The sequence below is a fragment of the Rathayibacter sp. VKM Ac-2928 genome, assembly GCF_022815545.1.
Classification (GTDB): domain Bacteria; phylum Actinomycetota; class Actinomycetes; order Actinomycetales; family Microbacteriaceae; genus Rathayibacter; species Rathayibacter festucae.
In genome coordinates, this window is the sequence record NZ_JALGRU010000002.1 from 635,679 (window position 1) to 649,872 (window position 14,194).

Genomic DNA, 14,194 nt, shown 5'->3' on the forward strand with positions numbered 1-14,194 from the left:
GCACAGGAAGAGTGTTCTCGTGAGTGATTCCGTCGTTCGAAGCGCCGCCGAGGCGGCCCTGCTCGCCCGCGTCCCGTCGCAGCTGCTCATCGGCGGCGCCTGGGTCGACGGCTCGGGCGGCGGCACGATCGACGTCGAGGATCCGGCCACCGGCGAGGTGATCCGCACCATCGCCGACGCGACTCCGGAGGACGGCCTGCGGGCGCTCGACGCCGCCGTCGAGGCCGGGCCGGCCTGGGCCGCGACCGCGCCCCGGAAGCGCGCGGAGATCCTCCGCCGCGCCTTCGACCTGCTGCAGGAGCGCAAGGACGACTTCGCCCTGCTGATGACGCTGGAGATGGGCAAGCCGTTCGCCGAGGCGCTCGGCGAGGTCGCCTACGGGGGCGAGTTCCTCCGCTGGTTCAGCGAGGAGGCGGTGCGCATCTCGGGCCGCTACGGCGTGAACCCGGAGGGCACGGGGCGGATGATCGTCTCGCAGCACCCGATCGGTCCGTGCTACCTGATCACCCCGTGGAACTTCCCGCTCGCGATGGCGACCCGGAAGATCGCCCCGGCCCTCGCCGCCGGCTGCACCGTCGTGGTGAAGCCCGCCGAGCTCACGCCGCTGACGACGCTCGCCTTCGCGGCCCTGCTCGCCGAGGCGGGGGTGCCGGACGGCGTCGTCAACGTGGTCACCACCTCCTCGGCCGGAGCGGTGTCGGAGCCGATCCTGTCGGACCCGCGGCTGCGCAAGCTCTCCTTCACCGGCTCGACGCCGGTCGGGCGGACGCTGCTGCAGCAGGCGGCCGAGGGCGTGCTGCGCACCTCGATGGAGCTCGGCGGCAACGCGCCGTTCGTCGTCTTCGAGGACGCCGATCTCGACCGCGCGGTCGAGGGCGCGATGCTCGCGAAGTTCCGCAACATCGGCCAGGCCTGCACCGCCGCCAACCGCTTCTTCGTGCACGAGTCGATCGCCGAGGAGTTCGCGGCCCGCGTCACGGAGCGCGTCCGCGCGCTGACCGTCGGCCGCGGGACCGAGTCGGGCGTCACGATCGGTCCGCTGATCGACGATCGCGCCGTCGAGAAGGCCTCCTCGCTGGTCCGGGACGCCGTCGAGCGCGGCGCCGAGGTCCGCGTCGGCGGGCACGGCATCGACGGAGCGGGGCACTTCTACGAGCCGACGGTGCTCGCGGGGGTCGCGGTCGGCAGCGAGATCCTGCACACCGAGATCTTCGGCCCGGTCCTCGCGATCGTGCCGTTCCGTGACGAGGACGAGGCGGTCGCCCTCGCCAACGACACCGAGTTCGGGCTGGTCTCGTACGTCTTCACCCGCGACCTCGCCCGCGGGCAGCGGATGATCGAGCGGCTCGCCACCGGGATGATGGGCCTGAACGTCGGTGTGGTCTCGAACGCCGCAGCACCCTTCGGCGGCGTCAAGCAGTCGGGGCTCGGCCGCGAGGGCGGGCTCGAGGGCATCCACGAGTACCTCAGCACCAAGTACACGCTCACCCCCGACCCCTTCGCCTGATCCGTGGAGCTGATCGAGGTCCGCTCGCTCGAGGACCCGCGGCTGCGCGACTACGCGCACGCCACGGACGTCGCGCTGAAGAACGCCCGCGGCCCGCACGGGCTCTACCTCGCGGAGTCGGCGCTGGTGCTCGAGCGCGCGCTCGCCGCCGGGCACCGGCCGCGCTCGGTGCTCTCGCTCGGCGGCTCGGTCGAGGAGGCCGAGCGGCTGCTCGGCGACCGCGACGTGCCGGTGTTCACCGGGCCCGGCGAGCTGCTGGCCGAGCTGACCGGCTACACGCTGCACCGCGGCCTGATCGCCGCGCTGGACCGGCCGGTGCTGGCCGACCCCGCGGAGCTGCTCGCCGGCGCGCGCCGCGTGGTCGTGCTCGAGAACGTGGTCGACCCGACCAACGTCGGCGCGATCTTCCGCTCGGTCGGCGCGATCGGCGCCGACGCCGTGCTGGTGACGCCGCGCTGCTCCGACCCCTTCTACCGCCGGGCGATCCGCGTCAGCATGGGCACGGTGCTGCAGGTGCCCTGGACGCGGGTCGGCGACTGGCCGAGCACGCGCGCGCTGCTGCACGGGGCCGGCTTCACGATCGCCGCGATGGCGCTGACCCCGGAGGCGGTGCCGCTGCGCGACTTCGCGGCGGCCGCCCCGGAGCGGGTCGCGCTCGTGCTCGGCACCGAGGGGGAGGGGCTCACCGCGGAGGCGCTGGCCGCCGCGGACGTCGCGGTGCAGATCCCGATGCGGCACGGAATCGACTCGCTGAACGTCGCGGCGGCGAGTGCGGTCGCGATGTGGGCGCTCGCGGCGCCCTGACCCCCCGTCAGGGCCGCGGCCCGTCGTTCCGCGCACCCCGGACGCCCCGGTCCGAGCGCCTGCGCTACGCTCGCCACGAACCCGGCCGGCACCGCTCCTCCGGCGCCGTGCCGCCCTCCGCCGTCATCCACTCCCGAGGTCGTCCATGTCCGAGCGCTCCCGGCTCCGCGCCGCCCGCCTGCCGTCGGCTGTCGCGGCCGTGCTGCTGCTGGCCCCGCTCGCGGGCTGCGCGCTGGACCCGGCCGAGGTGCCCGACTCCGGTGCCACGCCCGCGCGGACGATCCGCGCGACCGAGCCGACGCCCGTCGCGACCGGAGCGGTGACCGAGGGTGATGAGGTCTCCCAGCTGATCACCCGGTGCCTCGCGCGCTACGGCCTCAACGAGCGGCCTCCGGCGCCGGACGGCTCGCTCAGCGAGACGGAGTGGCTGGCCGCGCAGGAGGCGATCGCCGACTACGACCGCACCCTCACCGACTGCTCCGCCGAGGCGCTCTCCACCGACGCGCCCGCGCCGACGATCGCCCCCTGATGCGTGTCGAGGGCTGCGCGGCGCTGGTCTCCGGGGGAGCCTCGGGTCTCGGAGCAGCGACGGCGCGGGCCCTCGCCGAGGCAGGAGCGCGAGTCGTCGTCCTCGATCTGCCGGCGGCGCTCGACAGCGCCGACCTGCCGGAGTCGGTCCTCCGGATCGCGGGCGACGTCCTCGACGGCGACGCCGTCCAGCGGGCCGTGACGGCCGCCGAGGGGCTGCGGATCGCGGTGACCTGCGCCGGCGTCGCCACCCCGGGCCGGCTCCTCGGCCGTGACGGGCCGCTGTCGCTCGACGCCTTCGAGCGGGTCCTGCGGATCAACACCGTCGGCACGCTGAACGTCCTGCGGCTCGCGGCGGCCGCGATCGCCGAGGGCGAGCCGGTCGAGGGGGAGCGCGGGGTCCTGGTCACCACCTCGTCGATCGCCGCCTTCGAGGGGCAGATCGGGCAGGCGGCCTACGCCGCCTCGAAGGGCGCCGTGGCCGCGCTGACCCTGCCGCTGGCGCGCGAACTGGCGGCCGCGCTGATCCGGGTCGTCTCGATCGCGCCCGGCACCTTCGACACCCCGCTGCTCGCCGGGCTGCGGGAGGCGGCGCGCACCGCCCTCGGCGAGGCGGTGCCGCACCCCGCCCGGCTCGGGAGGCCGTCGGAGTTCGCCGCGCTCGTGCGCCACGTGATCGAGAACCCGATGCTCAACGGCGAGGTGATCCGCCTCGACGGCGCGCTGCGGATGCCGCCGCGCTGACCGGGCGGGGGCCGCGCTCAGACCAGCAGCTGGTGCTTGGCCAGGTCGCGGTAGAGCGGCGTCGACTCGACGAGCTCGGAGTGCGTGCCGATCCCGACGACCTCGCCCTTCTGCAGCACCACGATCTGGTCGGAGTCGACGACCGTCGACAGGCGGTGCGCGATGACGAGCAGCGTCCGGTTCTCGGCCACGGCGTCGATCGCGAGCCGCAGGCGCTGCTCGTTGAGCCCGTCCAGGCTCGAGGTGGACTCGTCGAGCAGCAGGATCGGCGGGGCCGCGAGGAGCGCGCGCCCGATGGCGAGGCGCTGGCGCTCACCGCCCGAGAGCATGACGCCGCTCTCGCCGACGGGCGCGTTCAGTCCGAGCGGGTTGCGCTCGAGCACGTCGGTGAGGTTCACGGCCTCGAGCACCCGCAGGCAGTCCTCGTCGGAGGCGTCCGGTCGGCCGAGCACGAGGTTCTCGCGGAGGGTGCCGGCCAGCACCGGCGCGTCCTGCTCGACGTAGCCGATCTGGGCGCGGAGGGCGTCGCGGTCGATGGCGGTGATGTCGACTCCGCCGAGCCGGACCACGCCGGCCTCGGGGTCGTAGAAGCGCTCGATCAGCGCGAGGATCGTGCTCTTGCCGGCGCCGGACGGGCCGACCAGGGCGGTGCGCTTGCCGCGCGGGACCGTGAAGGAGACGCCGCGCAGGACGGTGCGGTCGCGGGCGTCCTCGTCGACGTCGAGGGCCTTCTCGTCGTAGGAGAAGACGACGTCGTCGAAGGCGATCGCGGAGTCGGCGACGCCCGGGCCGAGGCCGCCGCCGTCGCGCTCGCCGTCGCCCTCGATCGGCAGGTCGATGATCTCCTGGATCCGCCCGAGCGCGCCGAGCGCCGAGTTGACCGAGGTGATCGCGCCGATGAAGTTGCCGAGCGGCATCACCATCATGAAGAGGAAGAGGATGAACGACACCAGCTGCGCGATGTCGATCGCGCCCGAGGCGACGCGGTAGCCGCCGACGCCGAGCACGGCGAGGAAGGCGACCTGCATCGCGATCCCGGCCACCGGGACGACGAGCGCCGAGATGTGCGCGACGCGGATGCCGAGCCGGTAGGCCTCGGTCGCGTGGGTGTCGACGACGGCGATCTCGCGGTCGGTGGCGCCGGCGGCGCGGATGGTGCGGACGGCGCTGATCGCGCGCTCGACGGCGGCGGCGAGATCACCGACCTTCTCCTGCGCCTTCCGGCTGGCGACGCGGATGCCGCGGCCGAGGGTGAGGGCCGCGCCGAGGGCCACGGCGACGACCACGACGATGATCAGCAGCAGCACCCAGTCGATGATCGCCATGGCGACGATCGCGCCGACGAAGAGCAGCGAGCCCGCGATCGAGTCGACGAGGCCCTGGGTGAGCACGGCACGCAGGAGCGTGGAGTCGGAGCCGACGCGCGAGACGAGGTCGCCGGTGCGGCGGGCGTCGAACTCGCGGATCGGCAGGCGGAGCAGCCGCGCGACGAGCCGGCGGCGGCTGGAGAGCACGATCCCCTCACCGGTGCGCTGGAGCAGGTAGTGCGCGAAGCCGGAGATGAGGCCGGAGGCGACGACGAGCACGAGGAGCGCCCAGACCAGCGGGCCGAGGTCGAGGCCGTCCTGCACGCGGGTGATGACCTGGCCGACGACGAGCGGCTGGGCGAGGCTGGCGGCGGCGCCGAACAGGCTGAGCACCACCACGACCGAGAGGATGCCGCGGTGCTCCAGCAGGTAGGGGACGAGCTGCGAGAAGGAGGCGCGGGGTCCGTCGTCCTTGCCGCGGCGGGGCCGCCGTCCGCCGCGCGTGCTCTCCGTGGTGCTGCTCATCGCTCGTTCGTCCTCGCTCACGCCTTGCCGTACTTCTTGTGGACCGCCGTCCATCTTGCCCCTTCGTGGCTGCGAACCGGCCCTCGATCGGGACGGGACGCCATGCTGATCGAGTAGCCGGCGGAGCGGGCGTCTCGAGATCCGCCGGCGTCAGAACGCGAGTCTGCGGACCGGCCCTGCTGACCACGGTGGGTCTTGATACGCCCCTGCGGGGCTACTCGACCAGCATGAGAAGGGTCGACCAGCATGAAGGGTCGACCCGCATGGAGGGTCGACCGGCATGAAGGGTCGACCAGCATGAAGGGTCGGCGCCGCGTCCTCTCGCACGGGCCCGGAGACGGGTCCGGCCCGCCGGGGGAACCGACGGGCCGGACAGGCGGTGAGCAGGAGCGTCCTACGACACGTTGTCGTGGTACGCCGTGTGCTGCGTCTCCTTCGAGAGCAGCAGCGCGATGAGCGTGAGCACCGCCGCGCCGCTGAGGTAGAGGCCCACCAGCAGCGTGCTGCCGCCGGCCGACTGCCAGAGCGCCACCGCGATGATCGGCGCGAGCGCCGCTCCGAGGATCGACGCCAGGTTGTACGACATCGCCGAGCCGGTGTAGCGGACGTTGGTCGGGAACAGCTCGGGCAGGACGGCGCCCATCGGGCCGAAGGTGAGTCCCATCAGCGTGAAGCCGAGGATCAGCACCGCCATCACGCCGGCGAAGCCGCCGCTGAACAGCGGGACGAAGAGCAGGCCGAAGACGAGGATCGCCGAGGTGACGACGAGCAGCGTGCGGCGGCGGCCGAACTTCTCGGCCAGCGGGCCGGAGACGAGCGTGAAGATCCCGAAGAAGACGACGCCGACGATCAGCATGATCAGGAAGTCGTTGCGGCTGTAGCCGAGGCCCGGGGTCGCCGCGTCGGAGGGCGTGGTGCCGTAGGTCAGCGTGAACGTGGTCATCAGGTAGAAGAGCACATAGGTCGCCAGCATGATGAACGTGCCGAGGATGAGCGGGCGCCAGCTGGTCTTGAAGACGCGGGCGAGCGGCAGCTTGGCCACCTCGCCGTTGTCGACGACCTTCTGGAAGGCGGGGGTCTCGACGAGCTTGAGGCGCACGTAGAGGCCGACGATCACCAGCACGGCGCTCGCGAGGAACGGCACGCGCCAGCCCCAGGCCGCGAAGGTCTCGTCGCTCATGGTGCTCGCCAGCACGAGGAAGAGCACATTCGCGACGATGAAGCCGATCGGGGCGCCGAGCTGAGGGAACGTGCCGTAGATGGCGCGCTTGTTCGCGGGAGCGTTCTCGGTCGCGAGGAGCGCGGCGCCGGACCACTCGCCGCCGAGGCCGAGGCCCTGGCAGAAGCGCATCACGACGAGCAGGAACGGAGCGAGGAACTCCCAGCCCGGCGTGAGGGCGGTCGGCAGGCAGCCGATCAGGAAGGTCGCGATGCCCATCGTGAGCAGCGAGGCGACGAGGGTCCCCTTGCGGCCGACGCGGTCGCCGAAGTGGCCGAAGATGATCGACCCGATCGGGCGGGCGATGAAGGCGACGCCGAAGACCGCGAAGGAGGCGAGGAGGGCGACCGCCGGGTCCTCATTGACGAAGAAGAGCGACGGGAAGACCAGGACGGCGGCCGTCGCGTAGGCGTAGAAGTCGTAGAACTCGATCGAGGTGCCGATGAGGCTCGCCAGGATGACCCGGCCCCGGGAGTTCTGCGGGGCGGCGGCGGGAGCGTCGGCTGCGGTACGGGAAGAAGACATGGAAGAGGGCTGCTCCGGTGGAGGGGTCTCCCGGTGCCGGCGGGGGCGGCGTCGATCGGGCGCTGCGGGCCGCGGGGGCCGAGGGGGAGGGAGGGTAGGGCCGCTCGTGACGACCCGTCCACTTTACTCCGGGTCTTCTCAGCAAGAGCGCCTCTCCGCGAAGTGCGCCGACGCCCCCGACAAGGGGGGCGTCGGCGCGCGGGGTCGCGGCTAGCCGCGCAGCTCGCGGAGGACGAGCGCGGTCGCGATCGCCGCCTCCGCCGCCTCGCGGCCCTTGTCCTCCTTCGAACCGGGCAGGCCGGCGCGGTCGATGCCCTGCTGCTCGGTGTCGAGGGTGAGCACGCCGAAGCCGACCGGCTTGCCGGTCTGGATCGAGACGTTCGTCAGCCCCGAGGTCGCCGCGTCCGAGACGTACTCGAAGTGCGGGGTGCCGCCGCGGATGATGACGCCGAGGGCGACCACCGCGTCGGCGCCGGCCTCGAGGGCGGCCTTCGCGGCCACCGGCAGCTCGAACGAGCCCGGGACGCGCACGAGCGACCAGGAGGCGCCGGACTCGTCGAGCGCGGCCTTCGCGCCGGCGATCAGCCCGTCGCTGATCTGCTGGTGCCAGGTCCCCGCGACGACGACGACGCGGAGGCCGCTCCCGTCGACGGGGGAGGTGGTGGGGGCGCCGCTACCGGCCATGGCTTACTCCTTCGGTGTCGCGCCGGCGGGTCCGGCGTCGAGGGGGTCGAGTCCGACGAGGGGGTCGAGATCGCTGAAGTGGCCCATCCGGTCGCGCTTGGTCGCGAGGTAGCCCTGGTTGAAGGCGCCGACGCCGGCGATCAGCGGCACGCGCTCGGACACGGTGATGCCGCGGTCGGTGAGCTGGCGCACCTTCTCCGGGTTGTTGGTGAGCAGGCGGACGTCGGTGACGCCGAGGTCCTCGAGGATGCCGACGGCGGCGCCGTAGTCGCGGGCGTCGGCGGGCAGGCCGAGGGCGAGGTTGGCGTCGAGGGTGTCGAGCCCGTCCTCCTGGAGGCGGTAGGCGCGGAGCTTGTTGATCAGGCCGATGCCGCGGCCCTCGTGCCCGCGGAGGTAGATCACGACGCCGCCGTCGCGCTGGATCGTGTCGAGCGCGGCGTCGAGCTGCGGTCCGCACTCGCACTTCAGCGAGCCGAATGCCTCGCCGGTGAGGCACTCGGAGTGCACCCGCACGAGCGTGCCGTGGCCGTCGCCGATGCCGCCCGCCACGACGGCGACGTGGTCGGCGCCGGTCTGGCGGTCGCGGTAGGCGCGCAGCTGGAACGGCCCGTGCGTGGTCGGCACGGTCGTCTCGACCTCGAAGATCACCCGCGGGGTGTCCCGGGCGGGTTCCACGCTCGAGGCGTCCAGCTCGGCGTGGTGCTCCTCGAGGTAGGCGATCAGGGCGGCCACCGTGGTCACCGGCACGCCCTCGCGCTCGCCGAGGGCGATCAGGCCGGGGAGGCGCATCATCTCGCCGTCCTCGGCCACGATCTCCGAGATGGCGCCGACGGGCTCGAGCCCGGCGAGCTTCATCAGGTCGACGGCGGCCTCCGTGTGGCCGTCGCGCTCGCGCACGCCGCCCTCGACGGCGCGCAGCGGCAGGATGTGGCCGGGCCGGTGCAGTCGCGCCGGGGTCGCCTCCGGGTCGGCCAGCACGCGGAGCGTGTGCGCGCGGTCGGACGCGCTGATGCCGGTGGAGAGGCGGCCGGCGGCGTCGACCGAGATCGTGTAGGCGGTGCCGCGCGGGTCCTCGTTGTCGACGACCATCAGCGGGAGCTCCAGGCGGTCGGCGATCTCGTTCGTCATCGGCGCGCAGATGAAGCCGGAGGAGTGGCGGACCATCCAGGCGATCGTCTCCTGGCTCGCGAGCTGGGCCGAGACGATGACGTCGCCCTCGTTCTCGCGGCCCTCGTCGTCGGCGACGATGATCGGCCGGCCGGCGCGCAGGGCAGCGACGGCCTCGGGGATCGTGGCGAGGCTCATGCCCGGCCTCCTTCGTCGGCGGCGGACCGCAGCGCGAGCATCCGCTCGACGTGGCGGGCGAGGATGTCGGTCTCGATGTTGACGCGGTCGCCGACGACGCGGGCGCCGAGGGTGGTGGCGGCCAGGGTCTCGGGGATGAGCGAGACCTCGAACCACTGCTCCGGCTCGGTGGCGAGGCTGATCGCCGAGACGGTCAGCGAGACGCCGTCGACCGCGATCGAGCCCTTGTCGGTGACCAGGGGAGCGGCCGCGGGCGGGAGGGAGAAGCGCAGCACGCGCCAGGCGTCGCCGGGGGTGACCGCGAGCAGCGTCGCGGTGCCGTCGATGTGGCCCTGGACGATGTGGCCGCCGAGGCGGTCGCCGACGAGGGCCGCGCGCTCGAGGTTGACGGGGTCGCCGACCGCGACGCCGTCGAGCGTGGACATCCGCAGGGTCTGCGCCATCACATCGGCGGTGAAGCCGTCCGCCGACTGGTCGACGACGGTGAGGCAGACGCCCGAGACCGCGATGGAGTCGCCGTGCCGGGCGCCCTCGACGGCCAGCGGGCCGCGCACAGTCAGGCGGATCGCGTCGGTCCCTGCCGAGACGGCCGTGACGACGCCGACCTCCTCGATGATTCCGGTGAACATCAGGACTCCTTCTGCGGGGCGGTGCGCCGGGCGGGGGAGCCCGGCCGGGCGGTGACGAGGAGGTCGCCGCCGAGGACCTCCACGGAGCGGAGGTCGAGGCGGTGCGCGCCGGCGATGCTCTCGACGCCCAGGTCGTCGAGCGCGAGCCGCGGGCCGCCGAGCAGCGCCGGGGCGAGGTAGACGAGGAACTCGTCGACGAGCCCGCCGGCGACCAGGGCGGAGGCCAGCGTCGGGCCGCCCTCGACGTAGACGTGGCGGATCTCGGCGTCGTAGAGGCGGTCGAGGACCGCGGCGAGGTCGTGGGTGCGCTCGAGGACCGGGGGGCGCGGGTGCTCGAGGACGCGGGCGCCGGCGGGAACGGCGCGGGTGCCGACGACGACGGGGAGCGGCTGCTCGGCGAGGAGCTCGCCGGCGTCGCCGCGGGCGGTCAGGCTCGGGTCGTCGGCGAGGACCGTGCCGGTGCCGACGAGGATCGCGTCCGCTGCGGCGCGCTGCTCGTGCACGCGCTGCCGGGCCGCGGCGCCGGTGATCCAGCGGCTGCTGCCGTCGGCGGCGGCGGTGCGGCCGTCGAGCGTGGACGCCCACTTGAGGGTCACCCAGGGGCGGCGGCGGCGGGTCGCGGCGAGCCAGACGTGCAGGAACTCCTCCGCCTCCTCGGCGAGGACGCCCTCGATCACCTCGACGCCGGCCGCGCGCAGGGTGTCGCCGCCGCCGGCCGAGCGGTCGCCGGGGTCGCCGACGGCGTAGACCACGCGGGCGACGCCGGCGTCGATCAGGGCACGGCTGCAGGGGCCGGTGCGGCCGGTGTGGTTGCAGGGCTCGAGGGAGACGACGGCGGTGGCGCCGGTCGCGGCGCCGGGGGCGAGGGCGGAGAGGGCGTCGACCTCGGCGTGCGCGGTGCCGGCGCCGTGGTGCCAGCCCTCGGCGAGCACGGTGCCGTCGGGCCCGAGGAGCACGCAGCCGACGCGCGGGTTCACGCCGCGGGCGGGGCCGCGCTCGGCGAGGGCCAGCGCCCTGCGCATCGCGTGCTCGAAGTCGATCGTCATTCCCGGTTCCGTTCGTCGCCGAACTCCGGGGTGCGAGCGGCGGTGCGCGGGCACCGTCGTTCAGCGCCGCGCTCGCGCGCGACGCTCGTGCTGCCTCCCATCCGGACTCTCACCGTCGGTCCCGGAATTCCACCAGGTCAACCGCCTCCCACCGAAGTGGTCAGCGGCTCGCGGACTGTCACCGCCGGTTCGGACTCTCACCGACCCCGGAGCACGTTGTATCCCCGCCAGCCTACTCACCGCGGCTGGGAGCGGGGTCTCGCGGCGTCATGCTCGCCGGCGGCGGGGTCTCGATACGCCGCTGCGCGGCTACTCGACCAGCATGGGCCGCTCATGCTGATCGAGTAGCCCCCGGAGGGGGCGTATCGAGATCCGCCCGACGGGTCAGGACTGGTCGGCGGCGGCGACGTGCTCGGCGTGGGCGCCGTGCTCGTCGTAGTGGTCGCCGTGCAGGGCGTGGCGGTGGGTGCCGTGCGCGTAGTCGACGTGGTCGTCGTGCTGGACGGTGGTGTGGCCGCAGCCGTCGCCGTGCTGGTGCTCGGTGAGGTCGTGCTCGGCGTGGAGGTCGGTGCTGCTCATGGTGCTGCCTTTCGAGGAACGCGGCCACCGGTCGGCGGCCAGGACCAGTGGACCAGATCCATAAACGCATCGCAATACATTCGGGCAATCGAGAGTGATGATCATCCGCAGCAGCGGGCTACCCTCGAGGCGATGGACGAGGACAGGTACGGGCAGGACGTGCTCGCCGGGAACTGGCGGGCGAAGAACACGGTCGAGGTCGCGGTGGTCGAGGCCGAGCGCGATCTCGTGGTCGAGGAGGTCGCCTCCGGCTTCGTCGGCGCGGTCGTCGGCGTCGAGCTGCGGATGGTGAAGCTCGAGGACCGCTTCGGCAAGGTCCGCGTCTTCCCGATCGGCCCCGGCTTCCTCATCGACGGCAAGCCGGTGTCGCTCAAGGCCCCCGGTCTCAAGCGCGACGCGAACCTCGGCCGCGCGCGCTCCGCCTCCGGCTCCTTCCACGTCGCGGACGCGAAGGCGCGCGTCGCGCTGCCGAGCCGCATCTACGTCGAGGGCCGCCACGACGCCGAGCTGGTCGAGAAGGTCTGGGGTCACGACCTGCGGATCGAGGGTGTGGTCGTCGAGTACATCGAGGGGGTGGACAACCTCGACGAGCTGGTCCGCGCCTTCGCCCCCGGGCCCGGACGGCGGATCGGCGTGCTCGTCGACCACCTCGTCCGCGGGTCGAAGGAGTCGCGGATCGCCGACGCGGTCGCCGCCGGCCCGCACGGCGCGCACGTCCTCGTGGTCGGGCACCCCTTCGTCGACGTCTGGCAGGCGGTCAAGCCGGCCCGCGTCGGCCTCGAGCGCTGGCCCGACGTCCCGCGCTCGATCGAGTGGAAGAAGGGCATCTGCCAGGCGCTCGGCTGGCCGCACGACGAGCAGGCCGACATCGCGCGCGCCTGGCAGCGCATCCTCGGGCAGGTCCGGACCTTCAAGGACCTGGAGCCCGCGCTGCTCGGCCGGGTCGAGCAGCTGATCGACTTCGTGACGGAGCCGGCGTGACCCGCCGCGCCGGGCTCGGCCTGGCGGCGGACGTCCTCCTCGTCGCGGTCTTCGTGCTGATCGGGCGGCGGACGCACGACGGCGACTCGGTGCTCGAGGGCTTCCTCGTGACGCTCTGGCCCTTCCTCGCGGCGCTGCTGCTGGGCTGGGTGATCGCGCGCGCCTGGCGGACGCCGGATCGCATCCTCGTCTCCGGCCTCGTGGTCTGGGTCGTGACCGTGGCCGGCGGGATGCTGCTGCGGGTGCTCTCCGGGCAGGGCGTGCAGCTGAGCTTCGTGGTCGTCACGTCGATCGTGCTCGGAGTGTTCCTGCTCGGGCGCCGCGCGCTCAGCCGGCGGATCGGGTGACGGCGCGCATAGGACCGGCGGTGCGCCTCAGCCGAGGATCCGCACGCCGAAGTGCTCGGCGAACAGCGGCAGCATCAGGCTGAGCTGCAGCTCCGTGAGCGCGACGCCGCGGAGTCCGTCGAGACCGCCGAGCACGTGCAGCTCGGCGCCGCGCAGGTCGAGGTCCTGGATCTTCGCGCCGGGCAGTTCGAGGGAGCGGACGTCGCAGTCGGTGAAGGCGACTCGCGAACCGGTGGCCCCGCCGAGGTCGAGCTCGTCGATCGTGCAGCGCTCGAAGAGGACGTCGCGCAGGGTCGCTCCGCGCAGGTTGACGTAGCCGAGCTTGCAGTCCGTGATGCGGACCTGCTCGAAGGTGCTCTCGTAGAGCTCGGCCGAGCCCAGCCGGGAGGACGCGAGCTCGATCGAGCGCCAGCGGCTGCGGGGCGCGGACAGCCCCGGCACGTCCAGCCGCTCGAGCCGCGATTCCACGAGGGAGGCGGCCCGCAGCTGCGCCCGCTCGAGGACCACGCCGTCGAGCACGCACTCGCTGAGCGAGGCGGCCGTCAGGTCGGCGCCGGTGAGGTCGACGCCGTCGAAGCGGAGGCCCTCCGCGTGCTCCCGGGCGCCGGTGTCGCCGGCGTAGCCCTCCGCGAGGCCGTCGAGGACGAGCGGATCGAAACGGGGAGCGGGGAGGGCGGCGCGCACCCGGCGAGCCTACGCGGCGAGCACCTGCGCATCGCCCACCGGCGAGCCTCGGCACGCGAGCAGGGCCGTGCGGTGAGAGCATGACCGCATGCCCCGACTCCTCGCCGTCTGCCGCGTCGACCGCCTGCTCCCGGACCCGGGCCTGGTCGGCGTGACCGCCATCGACAAGCGCCCCGTCGAGGGGCCGGTCGTCATCCGCGATCTCGGCGTCTACGCCGACGTGCAGGCCGACCGCGCGCACCACGGCGGCGAGGCGAAGGCCCTCTACGCCTACGCCCGTGAAGACGCCGAGTGGTGGGCGGAGCGGCTCGGCTACGAGATGCCCCCCGGACGGTTCGGCGAGAACCTGCGCGTCGAGGGGCTGGATCTCATCGGCGCCGTGATCGGGGAGCGCTGGCGGATCGGCGAGAAGGTCGAGGTCGAGGTGACGATGCCGCGGACGCCGTGCGCGACCTTCCAGCGCGTGCTCGGCGAGCCGCACTGGGTCAAGCGCTTCGCCGACGAGGGGCGCACCGGCGCCTACCTGCGGGTCCTGCACCGGGGGAGCATCGAGGCCGGCGACGCGATCGAGCTGCTCTCGCGCCCTGAGCGCGCCGTGCCGCTGCGCCGCTGGTTCGTCGAGCGCCGCGCGGACGACGCGCGGACCCTCCTCGACGCCGAGGCCGCCGGCGAGCTGCGCCTCGCCGCCGACCTGCGCCCGTACGTCGAGCGCGCGCTCGCCTGACCCGCGGGCCGTCTCGTTACGCCGCTCCGCGGCTGAGCGGCTGGAAACAGCATGCT

15 protein-coding genes and 1 riboswitch are annotated in these 14,194 nt (G+C 73.6%); of the genes, 7 read left to right on the top strand and 8 right to left on the bottom strand.

What is annotated here, in order from left to right; translation table 11 throughout:
• Positions 1–19: 19 nt before the first annotated feature.
• From MT350_RS10460 to MT350_RS10475, 4 genes are all read left to right on the top strand, one after another.
• The gene (locus tag MT350_RS10460; protein ID WP_243615885.1) at positions 20–1,507 is read left to right on the top strand and encodes an NAD-dependent succinate-semialdehyde dehydrogenase; all 1,488 of its coding nucleotides are present in this window, start codon (positions 20–22) and stop codon (positions 1,505–1,507) included.
• A 3-nt stretch (positions 1,508–1,510) separates the two neighbouring features.
• On the top strand, positions 1,511–2,311 hold the full coding sequence (locus tag MT350_RS10465; RefSeq protein WP_243582254.1) for an RNA methyltransferase: 801 nt from the start codon (positions 1,511–1,513) through the stop codon (positions 2,309–2,311).
• A 145-nt stretch (positions 2,312–2,456) separates the two neighbouring features.
• Positions 2,457–2,840 (top strand): hypothetical protein, encoded by a 384-nt coding sequence (locus MT350_RS10470; RefSeq protein ID WP_243598457.1) that lies wholly within the window; start codon positions 2,457–2,459, stop codon positions 2,838–2,840.
• Positions 2,840–3,583: an SDR family NAD(P)-dependent oxidoreductase gene (locus MT350_RS10475; protein ID WP_243598458.1), complete on the top strand. Its 744-nt coding sequence runs from the start codon at positions 2,840–2,842 to the stop codon at positions 3,581–3,583. Before MT350_RS10470 ends, MT350_RS10475 begins: the two co-directional genes overlap by 1 nt.
• Before the next feature lie 17 nt (positions 3,584–3,600).
• Here the strand turns inward: MT350_RS10475 and MT350_RS10480 are convergent, their stop codons facing one another.
• The 7 genes from MT350_RS10480 to MT350_RS10510 all read right to left on the bottom strand — a co-directional run bounded on the left by MT350_RS10480 (position 3,601) and on the right by MT350_RS10510 (position 11,402).
• Entirely contained in the window at positions 3,601–5,415 is a 1,815-nt protein-coding gene (locus tag MT350_RS10480; RefSeq protein WP_133963222.1) for an ABC transporter ATP-binding protein, read from the bottom strand.
• 394 nt (positions 5,416–5,809) lie between these two features.
• Positions 5,810–7,159 (bottom strand): MFS transporter, encoded by a 1,350-nt coding sequence (locus MT350_RS10485; RefSeq protein ID WP_123705187.1) that lies wholly within the window; start codon positions 7,157–7,159, stop codon positions 5,810–5,812.
• Between the two features lie 210 nt (positions 7,160–7,369).
• Entirely contained in the window at positions 7,370–7,843 is a 474-nt protein-coding gene (gene ribH / locus MT350_RS10490) for a 6,7-dimethyl-8-ribityllumazine synthase (RefSeq protein WP_123447670.1), read from the bottom strand.
• Between the two features lie 3 nt (positions 7,844–7,846).
• On the bottom strand, positions 7,847–9,148 hold the full coding sequence (ribA, locus tag MT350_RS10495) for a GTP cyclohydrolase II (protein ID WP_243615886.1): 1,302 nt from the start codon (positions 9,146–9,148) through the stop codon (positions 7,847–7,849).
• Positions 9,145–9,777, bottom strand: a complete 633-nt coding sequence (locus MT350_RS10500; RefSeq protein WP_243615887.1) for a riboflavin synthase — start codon at positions 9,775–9,777, stop codon at positions 9,145–9,147. The genes ribA and MT350_RS10500 overlap by 4 nt, the downstream gene beginning before the upstream one ends.
• The gene (gene ribD, locus MT350_RS10505) at positions 9,777–10,823 is read right to left on the bottom strand and encodes a bifunctional diaminohydroxyphosphoribosylaminopyrimidine deaminase/5-amino-6-(5-phosphoribosylamino)uracil reductase RibD (RefSeq protein ID WP_243615888.1); all 1,047 of its coding nucleotides are present in this window, start codon (positions 10,821–10,823) and stop codon (positions 9,777–9,779) included. The genes MT350_RS10500 and ribD overlap by 1 nt, the downstream gene beginning before the upstream one ends.
• An 84-nt stretch (positions 10,824–10,907) precedes the next feature.
• Positions 10,908–11,041: riboswitch (FMN riboswitch) on the bottom strand.
• A gap of 166 nt (positions 11,042–11,207) precedes the next feature.
• On the bottom strand, positions 11,208–11,402 hold the full coding sequence (locus MT350_RS10510) for a zinc transporter permease (RefSeq protein WP_123447667.1): 195 nt from the start codon (positions 11,400–11,402) through the stop codon (positions 11,208–11,210).
• A 132-nt stretch (positions 11,403–11,534) separates the two neighbouring features.
• Between MT350_RS10510 and MT350_RS10515 the strand changes: the two genes are divergently transcribed.
• Together MT350_RS10515 and MT350_RS10520 are read left to right on the top strand one after the other, a co-directional pair.
• Positions 11,535–12,383, top strand: coding sequence for a DUF3097 domain-containing protein (locus MT350_RS10515; protein WP_123447666.1), 849 nt, complete (start codon positions 11,535–11,537; stop codon positions 12,381–12,383).
• Positions 12,380–12,730 carry a DUF3054 domain-containing protein gene (locus MT350_RS10520; RefSeq protein ID WP_243598463.1) on the top strand — a complete coding sequence of 117 codons (351 nt, stop codon included), beginning with the start codon at positions 12,380–12,382 and terminating at the stop codon, positions 12,728–12,730. Before MT350_RS10515 ends, MT350_RS10520 begins: the two co-directional genes overlap by 4 nt.
• A 27-nt stretch (positions 12,731–12,757) precedes the next feature.
• Here MT350_RS10520 and MT350_RS20460 read toward each other — a convergent pair whose 3' ends face one another.
• Positions 12,758–13,414 (bottom strand): pentapeptide repeat-containing protein, encoded by a 657-nt coding sequence (locus tag MT350_RS20460; protein ID WP_243598464.1) that lies wholly within the window; start codon positions 13,412–13,414, stop codon positions 12,758–12,760.
• Positions 13,415–13,502: 88 nt separating this feature from the next.
• Between MT350_RS20460 and MT350_RS10530 the strand changes: the two genes are divergently transcribed.
• A complete protein-coding gene (locus tag MT350_RS10530; protein WP_243598465.1) occupies positions 13,503–14,138 on the top strand; it encodes an MOSC domain-containing protein in 636 nt (211 codons plus the stop codon).
• The last annotated feature ends 56 nt before the right edge of the window (positions 14,139–14,194 follow it).